We start from the raw sequence: 17,454 nt of genomic DNA, 5'->3' as shown, positions 1-17,454 counted from the left end.
TTACTCCGCAGGCAGTAATACCGCATGGAATTTTCCGGCATGACGTAAAAAGTCCTGTAAAACCATTTCAGTCTCTTCCGGAGATGCCTTTTCATTTGCCCGCAGTGAAGCACCGATTAATAACGGGCCGCCGGTCAGCATATAACTGCGTTCAATATCTTCCAGTATGCCGGTCACCGAATGACGGGTTCGCTCAAGAATATCGCGGCTCTGTATGATTTTATTTCTGAATACCTGCCGATCAATCCCGTTATGCTTAAATTCTGTCAGCACGCGTTCACTCAGGGCAATCAGTTCATCCACCCGTTCCGGTGCACAGGTGAACATGATCCGTCCCTCATCCTGTATTTCAGACGGGTTGTGCCAGAACCATGCGGTGACACTGTAGACACCCGATGCTTCCTCACGTAATTTTTCCCGCAGTTTTTCCTGAATCAGCTCGCCGCCGATCTCCAGATAATAGGCATTATCCGGCCGCCAGCCATTTTTGCGGACAAGATAGATCTCCACTTCCGCCCGCGGCTCCTGCAATCCCCTGACAATTAATGGTGTTGCCGGTGTTCCGGCTTCAATCGCAACGGGTTCTCTGCCATCCTTTTTTACACCCACGGATGCCAGATATTTTCCTGCAATCTTTTCCGCATCGCGGGGCTGAATATCACCGGTAATAAAATACGTAAAATCGGTTTTATTACTGATATAGCGTTCATACAACTGCGTCAGTTTTTCCGCACTCAGTGCGTCAAGATCCTGCTGTGTGGCATCATATATGGTATGTTTTCCCGGATAACGCAGTGATGATATTTTCTGCATAAAGAGATGCTGACTGTCTTTATTATTCTCCGCCAGCTGTTTATCCGTTTCTGATTTATATTTACGCCATACTTTTTCCGTTACCCGGCTTTCATTTAATTTCAGATGAAAAAGTGTCAGAATTTTTTCAAGATTATCCGTCTCTGCCCAGCCGGAAAACCCCTGCTGATGTTCATCCAGTAATGTTGACATCACCACCGGACTTTTATTAAAAACAGCCTGTAATGCGGATAGCGGATAACGGCCAAAACCGGTTTCATCCGTCAGGCTGACGGCAATCCGCAGCGCATGATAATCGTCATCCGGTACTGACCGTAATCCGCCGGGTGTCAGCGCCTTAAAGAACACTTTCCCCGGATTATCATTATTGTACTGATAGATTAACCGGCTGCCGTTACTCAGCTGATATTCCCTGATATTATATTCTTCAACCGTTCTGATAAGTTTCACACTACCGGCCGTGACATTAATATCCGGTAGTTCCGTTATTTGTTCTGCGGCCGGGTCCCATTTTTTCTGTGGTAACCGGTGGCTTTCAATCCAGCTTTTTTCCAGTGCTGCCGCATCCATGGCCTGCGGCTGTATTTTCTCCGGATGCGTGATCATCACCAGCCGGGATTTCACGGCTGTCATAGTATGAAATGCGCTGTTCACATCCGCTAAGGTGATATTTTTCAGATAATAGCGATTGAGAAGAAATTTATCGTTCTGCCCTGCAAGCAGCTGATGGCTGGCTGCCGCCGTCATCATATCCGCCGCAAGATCGATACTGTAAATGGTTTTATCTTTCTGTTTTTCATTAAGCCGGGTTAACCGCTCAAGCTCTTCATCCAGCTCAGCCTGTGTAAAACCCTGCTGCTCAACAGCGGCAAGAAAATTAAAAATACTCAGTGTGGCTTCATCATATTTTTCATCTGATAATTGCAGGGAAAATACAGATTGTATGGTTTCCCTTCCGGTCGCTGAAGAGTAATAATTCGCGGTACTGATAAACTCATCATTCTCTTTTTCCAGATGCTGTAACCGGATATTTATCAGCCGGGTCATAATCTGATTAACCAGGTCATCCTTATAACGGGCCAGTGAATAATCCTCCTGATAAGGACTGAAAAAACTGATTTCCACCGCCGGTGTCCGGATTTCATCCTCATGAACAAAAGCCGCACGCCAGTGTTCCGGCAACGGTACAGAATAATCAATCATCTCAGGCGGATCTGTTCTGACCGGAAGCGTTGTTAATTTTGTTTTCAGCAGAGACAGGATGTGTTGTTTATTAATATCCCCGGCGGCGACCAGAGACATATTATCCGGTCTGTACCAGCGATAATAAAAATCAGCCACCCGTTTACGGCTGACATGCTGTATTGTTTCCGCATCACCGATAGGGTCACGTAATGCATAGCGCGACCCCGCCATCTCAATGGCGCTCTTTTTATCCCCCAGCCGCAGCATGGCGCCCAGTCTGGCACGCCACTCTTCCAGAACAACGCCCCTTTCTGCATCCAGGTCCGCCTGATTTATGGTTACCCGCCCTGCCCAGTCAGCAACAATATCCAGCGCAAGGTTAATTTTTGCCGGGTCATTGTCCGGCAGATTTAATGTATAGACCGTATTTTCAAAATCCGTGAATGCATTAATATCAATACCGAATTTTAATCCCGCTTTTTCCAGGTCACGGATCAGCTTATTACCGGGGAAATGCGTTGTTCCGTTAAATGCCATATGTTCGACAATATGTGCAACGCCTCTCTGGTCATCATCCTCATTCATTGACCCGGCATTAACAACCAGCCGGATATACACTTTTTTCTCCGGTGTGCTGTTTTCCGCCAGAAAATAACGGAATCCGTTATTCAGCGTGCCGGTTTCTATTGCCGGGTCATACCGGAGAGTTTTCATTTTCAGCAGGTCATTAACCTGTGTCTGCTGACCGGAACAGGCGGCCAGAATAAATAACATACCGGTTATCAGTAGTATTCTTTTCATAAAATCAACCCGGGCTTATCATTTCTCACGTCTTCCCTGTGAGATATTTCGATAATATGACTGTGAGCCAGTTTTTCCCTGAGTAACCGGCTCAGTGTTTTATAATTTTCCTCATCGAGTGCAGATAAGGCCTCATCAAGAAACAGCCAGGCCGGTTTTTGTATCAGGCACCGCGCCAGCATTATTTTCTGGAGTTCTCCGCCGGATAATGTGTGCTGCCAGTTTTTCCCGGTATCCAGTTCAGGAATAAAATGGCTGAGTCCCACATCCGTTAATGCACCGGCCAGCAATGCATCGTCATATTCCCCGTGAATATGGGGATATATTAAAATTTCCCGCAATGTGGCTTCCGGTAAATACGGTTTCTGAGGAATAAACATGCAGTAATTATCCGGGGGCATGGATAATGAACCTTTATAATGCGGCCATAATCCGGCGAGTGTGCGCAGGAATGTACTTTTCCCGCATCCCGACGGACCTGTAATTGCGCTGCTGTCCGGAAAGGCGCCGGACATATTTTCCTGAACCGGACGGTTATCCGGTAAAAATACCGATAACTCAGACCATTCGGGAGAATCAGACTGACGGATTGTGCCGGTGGCGGTAATAGAATCGAGCTGTGAGCTGAATGTCACCAGACGCCCGGTGACTGCCCGCCAGTTTGCCACTGACTCATAAGAATCGACAAACCAGCTGAATGCTTCCTGTACCCGGTAAAATCCGGTTGCGGTCTGCATCATATCCCCGAGTTGCAGACTGCCGCTCATCAGCCGCGGCGATGCCACCAGATACGGGAAAATACGGGCGACCTCATTATATCCGCTGTTAAAGGCCTGATATTTCATTTTCATTCCGGTCAGATATTGCCAGTTCTGCCATATTTTCCCGAATAACCGTTTTGATGAGGATAATTCCGCCTTTTCACCGCGCAGAAAACTGATCGATTCCGCATATTCCTTTACCCGCATCAGATGAAAACGGAAATCAGCTTCGCATTTTTCCTGCTGAAATGTCAGCGGGATTAGTTTTCTGGTAATTTTATGGGTGAGCCATGTACCGATAACGGAATACAGTATTGCCACCCACACCATATATCCCGGTATTACCCATGTCATTCCGCCCAGTTCAAATGTCAGTGTTCCGGAAAGATTCCATAAAATAACGGTAAAAGACACCAGACTGGTGACAGTCCGCAGTAATCCCAGTCCCAGCTGCAATGTCTGGTCGCAAAATTCTTTTATATCCTGAGCAATACGCTGATCCGGGTTATCACTCTCTTTATATAAAAGCTGATGCCGGTAAATACGCTTATGGCTCAGCCACTGCGTAAGAAACCGCTCTGTCAGCCAGCCCCGCCAGCGGATACGTAATGTCCGGCGCAAATATTCTTCAATAAGATCGACAGAAGAATAAACCGCCATGATCAGAACAAACTGACTCAGCATCGGCCAGAAATTATCCCAGTCCTTATTCTGCATCAGATTAAAAAAATCACGGTTCCAGTCGCTGTATTTCACCGCAATTTCAACAACAATATAATTAAGTGCAATAACAGAAATAATCAGCGGCCAGGCTATTTTCCATTCCCGGCTTTTCCAGTACGGACAGGCCAGGCTCCAGACCTGTTTGATAAATTTATTTTTATTTAATTCGGATTTGCTATTCATACAATGATTTGCCATGGGCCTGCCGGCAGAAAACAGAATTTTCCGCCGGCAGTTGCTTATGTCTCAATTAAAATTCATAACCGACTTCAAGCCAGAATTCACGTCCCGGAGTGTAAATTCCGTATTCATTTGAACTGTAGCCTTTATTTTCCATTTTCCTGACCTGGTTCAGCACATTGAGTACTTCGGCACGGAAATAGAGCTGATGTGAACCATAAATAGCCGGCTGCCAGCTCAGGCTGGTATCCCATTGAGTATGTGTTCCGAAGTTCTGCGTTTTATAAACAGTGATATCATCCGTACTGTTGGTTTCTGCATAAGAATGGACCGGTGCTTTAATATAAAATTTATTCGACCAGGTTATATTATTATCCGGGATCTTCATATCAACACCCAGACGGACCATCCACTCCTCTTCATTATTATTGACTTCTTTTTCCATCTGAGCACGGGACATCAGACGACCATCAAGAATAACCGCCTCATCCGGATCTAATGTTTTCTCAAGATCGGCTCTGCCGGTATTCAGCCAGTCAGCACCTAATGTGGTATTCCACTCTGTCGCACCAAGAGTCCACGGTGTTTTATTGGTTATTTGCAGCGTATAAATCTGAGCATTGAAATCATCGCCGTTGGTGAATGAATCAACTTTCTTATCATCCTGAGTACTGCGCTTAACCACAATCCGCTGCTTATACTTTCTGTATGTATAATCCGCGGAAATACGCCAGTTATTCCAGTCCTGATTAATCCCGAAGTTCAATTCATCTGAATGCGGTGTACTTAAGTGTGTCAGTGAACGGTAATCCCGGGTACGATCCTGATTCAGTTCCAGTATTTTCCCGGATAACTTCATCGTGGCAAATGAACGTCCGTAATAACGGTTAAGTCCGAACTTAAACCGGGTATCCGGTAATGCCTGCCAGTAAGCCGTAAAACGGGGAGCGATATTTGTGTTACTTAAATAATTATCCCGTTCCAGACGTAAACCGGGACGGAATGTGAAATCACCGGTTTTAATCGTGTCCTGAGCATAAAGCGCATAATTCTGGTGAGAGGTATTTACGGTTCCTTTTGACGCGGTCAGTTCACTTAAAAGAACATCCCGGCCGGTACTGTCAATAAATGATACCGTTGAGTGAACATCTTCATCCCGCTTAAACGCATATGCCGTATGACGGTAATCGGCTCCGGTATTGAAAACGTGCTCTGTATGTCCGAAGAATACGGGGTCAGTATTATAATCCAGAATTAAATTGATATTTTCCTGCGTCAGCTGACTGTTACCATATCCGCCTTCCTCAAAATCAAGACCGGTATCCAGGTCAGTCACCACACTGGCTTCGGTACTGTTGGAACGGCGTTTATCGGAAAACTTGTCATACGCTGCCGTTGATGTCAGTTTACCGCCCGGCACAGACTGAATATACCGGATCGTCGTACCGTAAGCCTGATGGGTATCATTGACGTTATTATCAATATTATTGGCGTAAAATTTACCCTCTTTATAATCTGACATACGGAACCCGGCTTCCAGCGTCCGGCCGGTATCCGGTGTCCAGTTAAAATTGACCAGCATATTATCGGAACGGCGGGTGTGATTACGGTTATCCGTCTCTCCTTTCGAATTCAGCATCCGGGTCTGACGGATATCAGAATCACGGCGGCTGAATCCGAATACCATACCGGTATTCTCCGTTAATCCGTATTCCGCCGTCAGATTAAAGAATTCTTTTTTATAAACGGGCTGAAATTCTGCATTCATTCCGTTGGGGACTTTTTTATCCAGCGCTTCTTTTACCGCCTCATCCGCTTTTAATGATGCCCAGGAAGACCGGGTGGTACGGTAACTGACTGATGCGTGATTTTCTCCGCTGTACTGCCGGGTTTCCGCCACAACTGCCCCGCCGGTAAATCCGCCCAGGTTTGCCGGAACGTTATTACTGTAAACCGTTATTCCCGAAAGCAGTTTCGCATCAAAGAAATAAGCCTGCTCTGAACTCTTATTCGGATTGACGCCCATGGTGCCATCAAATAAGGAGGATGCCGGGTCGATATCGTTATTAATATTCACCCCGTCTATCATATACGCCGTCTGTTCTGAAGGCGCACCGTTAATGGAAACAGAGAGCGGTTTAATCTCACCATTGGTAAATCCTGTTTCTGATTTACTCTCCACACGGGCACCGGGGACGGCTTTCAAATAATCACTTAGGTTACTATTAGACGATGGTGAATCCTTTATTTCCTGCTCTGTTATCGTTTGAGACGATAAAGGATCATCTGTCTCTGCGTGCGCATCCGATTTAACCGCAACCTTAATATGGTTATCGGGGTTATATTGAGCTGCATGTGTATAAAAACTACAAAATGAACTGCCTGTAATAGCTGCAATAAGTAATTTATCTGTATTTTTCATTGGGTTAACTTTATTTGAAAGCAAATGATAGTTATTCGCATTATCATTATTGTTTGCGAATGCTAACATGGTGAAACTACGTATTCAACGAAAAAAATGATAATGAAACTATGTTTCATCACATTACTGATAAAATCATTATTGAATATAATTGGATGGCAATATCGATACAGTGAAATTTAAAACTGGCTAAAATGCTATTTTTAAATAAATTATCTTATTATTTATGTTTGTATTCAGGCGGGAACTAATAAATAACGATTATCAATGCTGTTTCGCAACTGACAGAAGCAGAGAGGATTTATTATTGCAGTAATATTATTGTGGTTAGTAAAAAAAAGCGGGTAAAACTGAAAAGTCATACCCGCCTGTTTATCAGCCTAATTGTTTACGGGCATTACGGAAGATCCGCAGCCACGGACCGTCCTCGCCCCAGTTTTCCGGATGCCATGAGTTACTGACAGTCCGGAAGACCCGCTCAGGATGCGGCATCATAATGGTGGCACGTCCGTCATCGGTGGTCACCGCCGTGATACCGGCCGGTGAGCCGTTCGGGTTAGCCGGATAGCGTTCAGTGACCTGACCGTAGTTATCCACATATTGCAGTGCCACCAGGCCGCGCTGCATCAGTGCATGCTGATGCGCCTCATCACGGAATTCTGCCAGCCCTTCGCCGTGAGAAACCGCAATCGGCATCCGTGAACCGGCCATACCGCTCAGCAGCAGTGACGGGCTTTCTGCCACTTCAACCAGACTGAAACGTGCTTCAAAACGCTCAGAGCGGTTACGGGTAAAACGCGGCCATAAACCGGCTCCCGGAATCAGGTCACGCAGATTTGACATCATCTGACAGCCGTTACATACCCCGAGAGATAAGGTGTCCGGACGCGCAAAGAACTGCGCGAATTCATCCCGCACCTGCGGATTAAACAGAATCGATTTCGCCCAGCCCTCACCGGCCCCCAGCACATCCCCGTACGAGAAGCCGCCGCAGGCGACCAGCGCCTGAAAACGGTTCAGCGGAAGATGGCCGTTCAGCAGGTCACTCATATGCACATCGATAGCATCAAAACCGGCACGATGGAACGCAGCCGCCATTTCCACATGGGAGTTAACACCCTGCTCACGCAGTACCGCAACCCGCGGACGCACACCTTTTGCAATATAAGGGGCGGCGATATCCTCATTCTGATCAAACGTCAGTACCACGTTGAGACCCGGGTCTGCCGGATCCTGTTTCGCTTCATGCTCTTCATCGGCACAGGCCGGGTTATCACGCTGACGCTGCATCTGCCAGGTGGTTTCCGCCCACATGATCCGCAGTTCACGGCAGGACTGGTGATAGACTTCGGTATTGTGGCTGCGGACAATGAAATCATCCCCCGGCACGGCTTCACCGAGAACATGCAGCATGTCAGCCAGCCCGGCATCGGTAAAGGCCTGAACAACCGCATTCAGATCGGCTTCACGCACCTGAAGCACCGCCCCCGGTTCTTCGGTAAACAGCGCGCCGAGAATATCTTCATCAAACGCACTGATATCCGCATTCACACCACAGTGTCCGGCAAACGCCATTTCCGCCAGGGTGACAAACAGACCGCCGTCCGAGCGGTCATGATACGCCAGCAGTTTTTCATCCCGCACCAGCGTCTGCATGGTGTCAAAGAATGCACGCAGCGCCTGAGGATTGCGGAGATCTGCCCCTTTCTGCCCCAGTTGACGGTACACCTGAGCCAGCGCAGTCGCACCGAGGGTATTACGGCCCTCGCCCAGATCCACCAGCAGCAGACGGTTCGGCACATCCGCACGCAGTTGCGGAGTCACCGTCCGGCGCACATCATCCACGCGGGCAAATGCCGTGATCACCAGCGACAGCGGCGAGGTCATTTCGCGCTCTTCACCCTGCTCATTCCAGCGGGTTTTCATCGACATTGAATCTTTACCGACCGGGATAGTCAGGCCGAGCGCAGGACATAACTCCTCACCCACGGCTTTCACGGCCGCATATAACCCGGCATCTTCCCCCGGATGTCCGGCTGCCGCCATCCAGTTAGCGGACAATTTAATGCGTTTGATATCACCGATCTGCACACCGGCGATATTCAGCAGCGCTTCCGCCACGGCCATCCGCGCAGAAGCGGCAAAATCCAGTAAAGCAACAGGCGCACGCTCACCGATTGACATCGCCTCGCCATAGTAGCTGTCGAGGCTGGCGGTCGTCACTGCACAGTCCGCCACCGGGATCTGCCACGGGCCGACCATCTGATCCCGGGAAACCATACCGGTCACCGTACGGTCACCGATGGTGATCAGGAAGGTTTTTTCCGCAACCGCCGGTAAGTGCATCACACGTTTTACCGCTTCATGCAGATTGATATCACGACGATCAATCGGTGTGCCTTCTGCGGTCAGTGTCGTAACATCTCGGCGCATTTTCGGGGTTTTTCCCAGCAGGATATCCAGCGGCATATCAATCGGCTGATTATCAAAATGGCTGTCATTCAGGATCAGATCACGTTTTTCTGTCGCCTCGCCAATTACCGCATACGGTGCGCGTTCACGCTGACACAGTGCCTCAAACAGCGGCAGCTGCTCCGGCGACACCGCCAGCACATAACGTTCCTGGGATTCATTACACCAGATTTCCAGCGGGCTCATGCCCGGCTCATCGCTGAGGATATCGCGCAGCTCAAAACGCCCGCCGCGGCCACCGTCACTGACCAGTTCCGGCATGGCGTTGGACAGACCGCCCGCGCCCACATCGTGGATAAACAAAATCGGGTTGTTATCACCCAGTTGCCAGCAGGCGTCGATCACTTCCTGACAACGGCGTTCCATTTCCGGGTTATCGCGCTGCACGGACGCAAAATCCAGATCCGCATCTGACTGACCGGATGTCATAGAGGATGCAGCACCGCCGCCCAGGCCGATATTCATCGACGGGCCGCCTAATACAATCAGTTTCGCGCCCGGCGGGATCTCCCCTTTCTGCACGTGGTCAGCACGGATGTTGCCGATACCGCCCGCCAGCATAATCGGTTTATGGTAGCCGCGCAGTTCTTCGCCGTTGTGGCTGCTGACTTTCTCTTCATACGTACGGAAATACCCGAGCAGTGCCGGACGGCCGAATTCGTTATTAAATGCCGCGCCGCCGAGCGGGCCTTCGGTCATGATGTCATACGCGCTGACAATACGGTCCGGTCTGCCGAAATCCTGCTCCCACGGCTGGGTAAAGCCCGGAATGCGCAGGTTGGAAACCGAAAATCCGGTCAATCCCGCTTTCGGTTTGGCACCGCGCCCGGTCGCGCCTTCATCACGGATTTCACCGCCGGAGCCGGTTGCCGCCCCCGGCCACGGGGAAATGGCGGTCGGGTGGTTATGGGTTTCCACTTTCATCAGGATATGTGTTTCTTCCTGATGATACTGATAGCTGCGATCATCCCCTTCCGGGAAGAAGCGCCCGGCGGACGAGCCTTCCATCACTGCCGCGTTATCTTTATAGGCGGACAGCACATGATCCGGGGTCTTTTCAAAGGTGTTTTTAATCATTTTGAACAGGGATTTCGGCTGTTCTTCGCCGTCAATCACCCAGTCTGCATTAAAAATCTTGTGGCGGCAGTGTTCAGAGTTTGCCTGAGCAAACATATAGAGTTCCGCATCAGACGGGTTGCGGCCGAGCGCGGTAAACGCATCAGCCAGATAATCAATTTCATCTTCCGCCAGCGCCAGCCCCAGCGAAATATTGGCTTTTTCCAGTGCCGCACGCCCCTGTCCGGACAGATCAATCACGGTCAGCGGTGCCGGTTCATGACGGGCAAACAGCGCCTGAGCCTGCGACAGCTCACTGAAAACAGTTTCTGTCATACGGTCATGCAGCAGTGTACTCAATTGCTGATGTTCATTCTCAGTCAGCCCTGTGGTAGTAATATAGTAGGCAATTCCCCGCTCCAGCCGGGTAACGGCTGACAGACCGCAGTTGTGCGCAATATCGGTGGCTTTTGACGACCAGGGCGATAATGTCCCCGGACGCGGTGTGACAAGAAACAGAACCCCTTCCGGTGCATGTTCCGCCAGTGACGGGCCGTAACGGAGCAACTGCTGTAATTTGGTGTGCTCATCGTCGGTCAGAGGTGCGGAAAGATCAGCAAAATGCACATATTCCGCATAGATGTTGGTCACCGGCAGGTGGTGTTCAGTGAACGCGCTGATAAATTTTGATACGCGAAACGCAGATAACACAGGTGAGCCACGCAAAATTTCCATAATTGTCAGTTCTCTCTTTTTAACACGCAGAGCCATCGGCCCGGAGGGGAAACGGGCACATTATAGAGCAATACTGACGCCGACGAAACCGTTTGCGTGACGTTTTTTCCGGGAGGGAATTTTTCCGGATTTCAGCCCGGAAAAGCGGAATAAAGTTGCACCGTGACAAAATGTTGAGCAAAATGTCCGATTACTGGAAATATAACCATGGTAATTTATGCCTCTGAATGAACTCTTTTGTGTAACCGGTGAGATGCGCCTTTGGTACATAAAAAGCTAAATTATGTCGTTATCGTCGTCGTCGCGCTGTTCGCTGCGGCGCTGATCGCCATCAATATCAGCTGGCCGTCCCAGCAGCCGCAGCTCAACCGTATTCTTGCGCGGGGAGAACTGCGTGTCAGCGCGATCACTTCGCCGCTTATCAGCTTTAATAAGCAGGGACAGGCCAGCGGTTTTGATTACGAGCTGGCGCAGCGTTTCGCCGACTACCTCGGTGTGAAACTGGTGGTGCAGGAGCGCGACAGCGTTAACGACCTGTTCAGCGATCTTGCCAGTAACGATGCCGATCTGCTCGCTGCCGGGCTTATCTACAATGAAGACCGCCTGGAAACCGCCCTGACCGGCCCGGCTTACTACACTGTCGCGCAGCAGCTTATCTACCGCATGGGTAACAAACGTCCGCGGGATTTGGGTGATCTCGGCTCACCGGTCTGGGTCACCGCCGGCAGTTCGCATGCCCGCCTGCTCCGCCAGCTCAAAGCGGAAAAATACCCGGCTCTGGAGATCCGCGAGGTTGCAGATAAAAACAGCAATCATCTTCTTCAGCGCCTGGCAAAAGGCGAGATTGACTATGTCATCAGCGATTCTGTCAGCGTGGCACAAGAGCAGCATATTCACCCGAATGTTACTGTCGCCTTTGAAATTACGGAAAACCAGCCGCTGACGTGGTATCTGAAGCGCAGTGAAGACAGCAGCCTGCACGCCGCCCTGCTCGATTTCTTTAACCAGACACGGGAAACCGACACCCTGGCACGTCTGGAAGAAAAATATTTCAGCCACATGAATCAGTTTAACTATGTGGATACCAAAACCTTTATCAATGCTATCAATACCCAGCTGGCCACTTACCGCCCGTTATTTGAAAAATACGCGGGAAAAATGGACTGGCAGGTACTGGCGGCGATTGCCTGGCAGGAATCACACTGGAACCCGACCGCCACCTCACCGACTGGTGTGCGCGGTATCATGATGCTGACACGGCCGACGGCGGATTTCTTCGGTATTGAAGATCGGCTCGACCCCGAGCAGAGCATCAAAGGCGGCGGAACTTACATTAATTATCTGATGGATAAACTGCCGGATTCCATCCCGGAAGATGAAAAAATCTGGTTTGCGCTGGCGGCTTATAATATGGGTTACGGCCATATGCTGGATGTCCGTAAACTGACCGAAATGCAGGGGGCGGACCCGGACAGCTGGCTGGATGTGAAATCCCGTCTGCCGCTGCTGAGCAAAAAAGCCTATTACCAGTCACTGCCGTACGGCTATGCGCGCGGCTATGAAGCTTACCGCTATGTGGAGGGGGTACGCCGCTATCAGCTCAGTTTACAGGGCTATCTCGATTTACATCAGGAAGAGCTGCGCTTACAGCAGCCGGAAGAAGAAACGGCAGAGGTTCTGACCTCTGCCGCACCAGACTGATCACTCACCCTCTGTCTGCTGACTGTCCGCATTCTGTTTTTTCAGGGCTTTTTTCTCCGCCCGGCGGCGGCGGAAAAATTCACTGAGCATCACCGAACACTCCTCTGCCAGTACGCCCCCTGTGACTTCCATATAGTGATTCAGCCGCGGTAAGGTCAGTAAATCAATAAATGACCCTGCTGCGCCGGTTTTGGGCTCTGCCGCGCCGTAAACCAGACGTTTTATCCGGCTGTGGATCAGCGCTCCGGCACACATCATGCACGGCTCGAGGGTGACATACAGAGTGGCATCCGTCAGGCGGTAATTTTCCAGCACCTCTCCCGCCCCGCGCAGCGTGATAATTTCGGCATGAGCTGTCGGATCATGACTGAGGATCGGCTGATTGAAACCGCCGGCAATACGCTGGTTATCTTTTACCAGTACCGCCCCGACCGGGATTTCCCCGGCCAGCGCAGCCTCTTCCGCCAGCGCCAGCGCCTGTCTCATCCAGAATTCATCATTATTATAAGGTGTTGTACTATCAGTCACGTTAATACCTGCTTGTGTAAAATCAGGCACAGTATAACGTCACTTTTACCGGGCAGGCAGTTTCTTTACGCAGTAAACAGTGCCAGTTTCGCGGCAAATCCCATAAAAAACAGTCCGATGGTGCTGTTACCCACTTTCGCCGCCTGCTTTTTATGGCGGAAAAACTGCGATAATTTAGTACCGCTGTAAATTAAGAAGGAGAGATACAGAAAGCTGACCGTTTCCAGTATCAGTGCCAGCACGCCGTAACTCACCGCAGGATGAGCATAATTAAAATCAATAAACTGGATAAAGAAAGAGACATAAAACAGGATCGCTTTCGGGTTTGTCAGGCTCAGAATCAGCGCTTTATTAAACGCATTTTCCGCTTTCAGCGGTTTATCCTCATGATGCCCCTGTTTTTGCATAAACGTGGCATAGAGAATTTTCAGTCCCAGATACAATAAATACGCCGCACCGAGATAACGTACCGCGGTAAATAATGCCGGAGAGGCTTTAATAACCGATGCCACCCCCAGAAATGACAGGATAATCAGTACCGCATCGCCGGTGAATACCCCCAGTGCGGCCTGGTAACCTTTTTTATACCCGAATGTCGCACTGGATTTCAGGACATACAGCGAGTTCGGCCCCGGCACAAGAATAATAAAGATAACGCCGATAATATAAGTACCGATATTCAGTATGCCCAGATTTTCAAACATAACGCCTCCGTGGTGTGTGCAAGTTTACTGCTGTCTTTTATTATTTTGTGTTCAGGTTAATTAAACACAAAATAAGCACCACGAACAGACCTTCTCTGTTATGAGGTTATTTTCCCTTTTTCCTGCGGCATTTTGCGGTGGCGGGGGTAAAATATCAGGATAAACACCCATACTGCCGATAATGCTGCGCCCGCCATGGCCAGATTAAATCCGCCCGCAAATGCCTCATAAACCGTATGCTGCACGGCTGACGTCAGTTCCCCGGACTGTGCGCCGGTGATCATCTGCTCTGCATCCGGTAACTTGCGATGCTGTGCAATAGTGACCGCCCGCTGAATCATCAGTGTTCCGAGCAGCGCTACTCCCAGTGTCATACCGGTCTGGCGCATCATATTCAGTGTCGCTGAGGCCACACCGGAACGGGCCGGGTCAGCCGCGTGCATAATCAGTGCGCCGGTGGCGGGAATCGATAACCCCATACCGGTGCCGAGCATAAATAACATCAGTCCCGTCAGCAGATACGGTGTATCAGGTGTCAGCAGTGTCATCAATCCGCACGCTGCCGCTGTCAGCAGCAGACCGGTGCCGAGGATCAGACGGATACTCAGCCTGCGGGCGATCCGTCCGAATGAAAATGCAAACAGCGCCATGGCGATAAACTCCGGCGACATCCGCCAGCCCGCCTCCAGTGCATTCCAGCCCTGCGCTTTCTGCAAAAACAGTGCGATAAAAAACACATTGGTGTAAGCCGCAAAACCAATCACAAACGAGGCCAGATTGTAGTGCAGATACTCGCGGCGTCTGAAATCCGCCAGCGGCAGAAGTGGTTTTGCCACCCGGTTTTCGGTGTACAGAAACAACAGAAGAAAAATAATTCCGCCTATGACAGTTAACAGTGTCAGCGGATGCAGCCAGCCATGAGTACCCGCTTCCGTCAGTCCGTACGTCACGCAACCCAGCGCCGCAATGCTCAGCAGTTGCCCGGCAGGATCAAACGCTGCTTTTTCCGGGTCCGCACTTTCACTGATGCCGTACTGCCCGAGCAGAAACGTGATAATACCGATCGGAATATTGATAAGAAATATCCCCTGCCAGCCGGTAGTATGCACCAGCACGCCACCGAGGATCGGCCCGGTAATCAGCGACAGCGCACTGACGGACGACCAGATACCAATCACACGGATACGCTGCTGGTTATCCGCAAAGGTATGCGTAATCAGCGACAATGCGCCGGGGATCAGTAACGCCGCCGCAATCCCCTGTACAACCCGTCCCGCCAGCAGCAGCGGCAATGTCCCTGCCATTGCACAGAGCAGTGAGCCCAGAGTAAAAATCAGCACGCCTGCCAGCCACATTTTTTTACGTCCGTAACGGTCGCTCAGCGGCCCGGCTGACAGAATAAGTGCAGATAAACACAGGGCATAAGCATCTATCAGCCATTGCAGTGACACCATCGGTGCCTGTAAATCATGCTGAATGGCCGGGAGTGCCACATTCACAATACTGATATCCAGCGTTGCCATAAAGGTACCCAGGCAAATCGCGGTGGTAACGGCAAAATAACGAAGTCGGTTCATGATGTTCTCCTTTCTCACAGGCAGAATACACATCGACCGACCGCCGGTCAATCGAAATGAGAACACATTCCATTTGCGTGTTTTTTTCGCCTTAACAACCGGGAAATGGCATAATCAGGTTTTTCCGTTATAAAAGGCGCATTTATGACTCAGTCAGCAGAACACAAGCCCCGTTTTAAACCTGCCGATGTCCGGATCAATGAACTGATGGATGCCGCCGAATCGCTGTTTCTCGAAAAGGGATTTGATGCCACCACCGTCAGTGACATTGTGGCGCGGGCCGGTGTCGCGAAAGGAACCTATTACCACTATTTTGCCGCCAAACCGGATATTTACGAGGCCCTGCGCCACCGTTATATGGACTGGTTTCTGTCGCAGACGCAGCAGGCGATGGATGCCTGTGCTGCGGGTGATGCGGATGCCAAACTGGCGGCCTGGTGTGATCGCTCTGTCACCGCTTATACTGAGAAACAGGAACTGCATGATGTCCTGTTTCATCAGGGGTTTCACCAGCAGGGAAATGATCACGAAAATGCGGTTCTTAATCAGTTGCTGGCTCTGATCGCTGAAGGTGAGCAACACAGTCACTGGCGTGCAGCACATCCGGATATCACCGCGATGATTATTTATCACGGCATGCATGCCGCCGTGGATACCCTGCCGCAATCCGATCTCTACACCGTACAGACACTGGGCGGCGTACTGTATGAACAGTTTCTCCGCTTTGTCAAAGCCTGACCGGCTCTGATAAAAAAAGAGCCCGGTCGCAGCCGGGCTTTTTACACTCTGTTGTTTATACTGATAAAAATCAGCGCAATGTTTCATCCGCACGCAGCGTTAATACTTCATAACCCGTTGCGGTGACCAGAATAGTATGTTCGGACTGCGCGGATAATTTTTTATCCCGTGTGACCACAGTCCAGCCATCTTTTTTGGTTTTGATTTTAGCTCCGCCCTGGTTAATCATCGGCTCGATGGTGAAGGTCATCCCCTCTTTCAGTTCCGTTCCTTTACCGCGCACACCATAGTGCAGCACCTGCGGGGATTCATGCATCTCACGGCCGATACCGTGACCGCAATACTCGCGTACCACACTGTAGCCGCGTGACTCCGCATAATGCTGAATGGCAGAACCGATATCACCCAGCGTCGCACCCGGTTTCACCTGCTGAATACCTTCCCACATCGCTTCATAGGTCGCTTTCACCAGTTTGCGTGCCAGCGGTGAAGCTTCCGGCATCACATACATCTTGCTGGAATCCGCAATAAAGCCGTTCTTTTCCAGCGTGATATCCACATTAATGATATCTTTGTCTTTTACGATCTCATCCGCTTTCGGGACACCGTGGCACACCACTTCGTTCAGCGAGGTATTCAGCACATACTCAAACCCGTACTGTCCTTTACTGGCAGGACGTGACTGAAGGGTATTCACAATATAATCTTCAACTTTGTCATTAATCGCCAGCGTGGAAACACCCGGCTTAATGAAATCATCCAGCATGGCAAAAACGCTTGCCAGCAGACGGCCTGATTCCCGCATCAGCTCAATTTCTTCAGGTGTTTTTATAACGATACTACTCATGCTGTTCTCCTTTCCGGCTGACAGATTCTTTTTCCAGCATTTCGCTGACAAGCATTGTGAAGGTTTTATCCGGATTCATTTCAGCCTGCATTCCGATTTTGATCCAGAATTCTGCCTGTGCGTTGATAGAGCGGGACATGACTGTACTCGCCCGGCGCAGATATTCATGCAGTTCATCGGAGATTTTAACAATACCCACGTGAAATCCTTA

At 50.0% G+C, this 17,454-nt stretch carries 11 protein-coding genes; 2 read left to right on the top strand and 9 right to left on the bottom strand.

Annotated features, from left to right (window positions below; translation table 11 throughout):
- From JC793_RS06995 to purL, 4 genes are all read right to left on the bottom strand, one after another.
- Positions 1-2,799, bottom strand: a complete 2,799-nt coding sequence (locus JC793_RS06995) for a M16 family metallopeptidase (protein WP_218427933.1) — start codon at positions 2,797-2,799, stop codon at positions 1-3.
- Positions 2,796-4,466, bottom strand: coding sequence for an ABC transporter ATP-binding protein/permease (locus JC793_RS06990; RefSeq protein WP_247717340.1), 1,671 nt, complete (start codon positions 4,464-4,466; stop codon positions 2,796-2,798). The genes JC793_RS06995 and JC793_RS06990 overlap by 4 nt, the downstream gene beginning before the upstream one ends.
- Positions 4,467-4,533: 67 nt before the next feature.
- Positions 4,534-6,885 carry a TonB-dependent receptor plug domain-containing protein gene (locus JC793_RS06985; RefSeq protein WP_218427929.1) on the bottom strand — a complete coding sequence of 784 codons (2,352 nt, stop codon included), beginning with the start codon at positions 6,883-6,885 and terminating at the stop codon, positions 4,534-4,536.
- Positions 6,886-7,260: 375 nt separating this feature from the next.
- On the bottom strand, positions 7,261-11,151 hold the full coding sequence (gene purL, locus JC793_RS06980; RefSeq protein ID WP_218428366.1) for a phosphoribosylformylglycinamidine synthase: 3,891 nt from the start codon (positions 11,149-11,151) through the stop codon (positions 7,261-7,263).
- Between the two features lie 258 nt (positions 11,152-11,409).
- Between purL and mltF the strand changes: the two genes are divergently transcribed.
- Entirely contained in the window at positions 11,410-12,849 is a 1,440-nt protein-coding gene (mltF, locus tag JC793_RS06975; protein ID WP_054423668.1) for a membrane-bound lytic murein transglycosylase MltF, read from the top strand.
- On the opposite strand, the gene tadA is transcribed toward mltF, so the two are convergent.
- The 3 genes from tadA to JC793_RS06960 form a co-directional block, all read right to left on the bottom strand.
- Positions 12,850-13,335, bottom strand: a complete 486-nt coding sequence (gene tadA / locus JC793_RS06970; RefSeq protein WP_208323317.1) for a tRNA adenosine(34) deaminase TadA — start codon at positions 13,333-13,335, stop codon at positions 12,850-12,852. It abuts the gene before it with no gap.
- Positions 13,336-13,442: 107 nt separating this feature from the next.
- On the bottom strand, positions 13,443-14,081 hold the full coding sequence (leuE, locus tag JC793_RS06965) for a leucine efflux protein LeuE (RefSeq protein WP_107678368.1): 639 nt from the start codon (positions 14,079-14,081) through the stop codon (positions 13,443-13,445).
- Between the two features lie 98 nt (positions 14,082-14,179).
- Positions 14,180-15,658, bottom strand: a complete 1,479-nt coding sequence (locus JC793_RS06960; RefSeq protein ID WP_218427927.1) for an MFS transporter — start codon at positions 15,656-15,658, stop codon at positions 14,180-14,182.
- Between the two features lie 144 nt (positions 15,659-15,802).
- Between JC793_RS06960 and JC793_RS06955 the strand changes: the two genes are divergently transcribed.
- The gene (locus JC793_RS06955) at positions 15,803-16,396 is read left to right on the top strand and encodes a TetR/AcrR family transcriptional regulator (protein ID WP_052927302.1); all 594 of its coding nucleotides are present in this window, start codon (positions 15,803-15,805) and stop codon (positions 16,394-16,396) included.
- A 70-nt stretch (positions 16,397-16,466) separates the two neighbouring features.
- On the opposite strand, the gene map is transcribed toward JC793_RS06955, so the two are convergent.
- Together map and JC793_RS06945 are read right to left on the bottom strand one after the other, a co-directional pair.
- Positions 16,467-17,243, bottom strand: a complete 777-nt coding sequence (gene map, locus JC793_RS06950) for a type I methionyl aminopeptidase (RefSeq protein WP_046892528.1) — start codon at positions 17,241-17,243, stop codon at positions 16,467-16,469.
- Positions 17,236-17,442, bottom strand: a complete 207-nt coding sequence (locus JC793_RS06945) for a ParD-like family protein (RefSeq protein WP_004241949.1) — start codon at positions 17,440-17,442, stop codon at positions 17,236-17,238. Before JC793_RS06945 ends, map begins: the two co-directional genes overlap by 8 nt.
- Between the last annotated feature and the right edge of the window lie 12 nt (positions 17,443-17,454).

Source organism: Morganella morganii, assembly GCF_019242955.1.
Lineage (GTDB): Bacteria > Pseudomonadota > Gammaproteobacteria > Enterobacterales > Enterobacteriaceae > Morganella > Morganella sibonii.
The sequence above is the reverse complement of the archived record's forward strand: the minus strand, read 5'-3'. Positions and strand labels throughout refer to the sequence as shown.